Genomic DNA, 2661 nt, shown 5'->3' with positions numbered 1-2661 from the left:
ATAAAAAATCCCCAAATTGGGGATTTTTTATTAGGCGGGTAATTTTTGCAAAGCACCAATCCGCTCATCTAAGGTGGGGTGAGTACGAAATAGGTTGGCAATACTAAACCCTTGCGATTGTCCACTTGAAATGGCAAAGGCTTTCATTGATGTGGGCATTTGGTCGGGACGAGATTCGGCAGGGCGTAGGGCGTTTAAGGCACTAATCATCTTGTCACGGCTGGCAAGCCTTGCCCCCATTTCGTCTGCACGATATTCACGCAGGCGAGAGAACCACATGACGATTGCACTTGCCAAAAAGCCTAGTAAAATATCCATGACCATGCTAGTAACGAAGTATGCCACACCGGGTTGGTTGTTTTCTTTGTTGCCTGAGAGGGCGTTGTCCACGAGTATGGCGATAACACGAGCAAAAAACATCACAAAGGCGTTTACTACACCTTGTATGAGGGCGAGCGTAACCATATCGCCATTGGCAACGTGTCCGATTTCATGGGCTAACACTGCTTCAACTTCGTCTGCTGACATGGTGTGTAGTAGTCCTGTGGAGACGGCGACCAGTGCGTCATTTTTGTTCCAGCCTGTGGCAAAGGCGTTGGGTTGGGCGTTGTCAAAAATTCCCACTTCGGGCATTTTGATACCGACCGCTTGGGCTTGTTTGGCAACAGTTTCAATAAGCCATTGTTCGGTGGCATTATTGGGTTGATTGATAACAACTGTGCCTGTACTCTTTTTTGCCATCCATTTGGATAAAAACAGTGAGATGAGCGAGCCTACCATGCCATAACAAAAGCACATAACGGCAAGGGTAACATAACCACCCGAGCCATGTATGCTACCAAGTCCAAAAACTTTGGATAAAATGGTGAAAGCAAGACTGGCAACGATAACAATTGCTAAGTTGGTTAATAAAAATAAACCAATTCGCATCATAAGATAATTCCTTAAAATCAATGATAAAGTTATGATTATAAAATAAATCACCCAACGACTTGATAACAATTCGTGTCGTTGGGTGGTTGTTTTGTAACTGGCTAAGTGTAATCAACGACTGATATGAATACGACCTGCATTGTTACTGATAGATGGGTTTTGGGGAGTGGCAAAATTTTGGTTATTGTAGTTGCCATAGACAACAGGCTGGGTTTGAATGGGTTGTTGTTGGTTCATTGCCAGTTGGGTGGTGTGGTTGTTGATGCGGATATTGGCATCATATACATATAGTGTGGCATAACGGTTGCTCACCGAACGGACATAATTTTGGGTCTCACGAAAAGGTGGGATACCGCCATATTTTTTGACGTTGCCATGACCTGCGTTGTAGGCGGCGATGACGTGGTTGCGGTTGGTAAATTGGCGTTGTAACCATGCTAGATATTTGACACCGCCTTCGATGTTTTGTGCAGGATCCCACGCATTCGCTACACCCATATCACGAGCTGTGCCAGGCATGAGTTGCATGAGTCCCATTGCACCAACGGGTGAGCGAGCATTTGGGTTGAAGGCAGATTCGGTGTGAATAATTGCTTTGACCAGTGCAGGGTCAACGCCATGACGCATGGCAGCCGAACGAATCAGATGATCATAACGGTCACGGTTGGCACTACTGCTGGGAGTGGCAGAAGTGGTGGGGTTATAGGTGACAGGAATGTCGCCAGCAGAATGTAGCTTGGTATCAGGATAATAAGTGACGCTAACTTGGGTAAATTTGTTGGTGCCACTGGTATTTTGTTGGACGTTGGTCAAAAAGTTTTGACCATTGTTGTCTTTATATACATAAACATTACCTGCAAAAGCGACTTGGCTAAAAAGCATGGCAACCAATAAATAAGGCGTTTTTTTCATAATGATACAAGATAATAAAGATACTTAGCCATTATACCACAAAAACTCCAAATGGGGGAATTGATGTATTAAATACCATCATTTAGAAATAATACATCAAATTAATCACATTTTTATACATAATGTAGGGTTTTGGGTAATATTGTGACAAAATGTATCAAAACAAAACCCCACCCCAATTTGGCAAAGTTTTGTTTTGATAAAAATATTATTGCTTGCTTGCCCCAAATGCACCTGCAAAATCTTGTTTGTCATTATTAAAAATGCCACTGACTTCTTGGGCTTTGTCGCCAAAGAATGCCCCATGAGTTTTTGTGCCTGCGTCATTTGTACCAGTAAAAGTATTACCAAAAATGGTGGCATTTAGAGCAATGTCAGATGCTTGTGTATTGCTGATAGAGCCTGACAAGGTCTTTTTGCCAAAATCCACACTAAATTTGGACGTGCCTTGAATCGCTTCGTCATCGCAATCGCCACAAATGTATAAAGATTGACCAATATAATTGGCAGTGCCTGAATTAGGTATGTTGGCGATCGGGGTTTTTTCACCTTGATAAAATAAATAATCAACAGCATCATACCCATCAATAATAAAACCGTATTTGGCATATTTGATGTGTGTGCCACTGGCGTGCGTTTCTATGCCGTCAACACTGGTTTTACTAAAATTGGTTGAAGAATTTGGTGAGCTTAGGTCAAAGGTTTTGCCATTGACGTTAATTTTTTTGATGTTATCACCATTGATACTAATTACCTTATCATCAATAATACTGACTTCACCAGAGATTTGAGGGTTTGTGGTTCCAGGGTTTGTGG

The 2661-nt window shown here is 42.4% G+C and carries 3 protein-coding genes; all 3 read right to left on the bottom strand.

The annotated features are described in order from the left end of the window. Window positions 1-30 precede the first annotated feature (30 nt). The gene (gene htpX / locus MOB01S_RS11895; protein ID WP_066805798.1) at window positions 31-933 is read right to left on the bottom strand and encodes a protease HtpX; all 903 of its coding nucleotides are present in this window, start codon (window positions 931-933) and stop codon (window positions 31-33) included. 111 nt (window positions 934-1044) lie between these two features. Further along, window positions 1045-1845, bottom strand: a complete 801-nt coding sequence (locus tag MOB01S_RS12905) for a lytic transglycosylase domain-containing protein (RefSeq protein WP_066805795.1) — start codon at window positions 1843-1845, stop codon at window positions 1045-1047. 208 nt (window positions 1846-2053) lie between these two features. Beyond that, a partial coding sequence (locus tag MOB01S_RS11885; RefSeq protein ID WP_066805792.1) for a Slam-dependent surface lipoprotein occupies window positions 2054-2661 on the bottom strand: 608 nt, incomplete at its 5' end.

Origin of the sequence: Moraxella oblonga NBRC 102422, assembly GCF_001598275.1 — a bacterium.
GTDB lineage: Bacteria > Pseudomonadota > Gammaproteobacteria > Pseudomonadales > Moraxellaceae > Moraxella > Moraxella oblonga.
This window is presented reverse-complemented; position numbering and strand designations above follow the sequence as displayed.

Bases quoted from the DNA above. Each gene is read 5' to 3' on its own strand.
- htpX (WP_066805798.1), bottom strand. From the start codon at position 933: ATGATGCGAATTGGTTTATTTTTATTAACCAACTTAGCAATTGTTATC.
- MOB01S_RS12905 (WP_066805795.1), bottom strand. From the start codon at position 1,845: ATGAAAAAAACGCCTTATTTATTGGTTGCCATGCTTTTTAGCCAAGTC.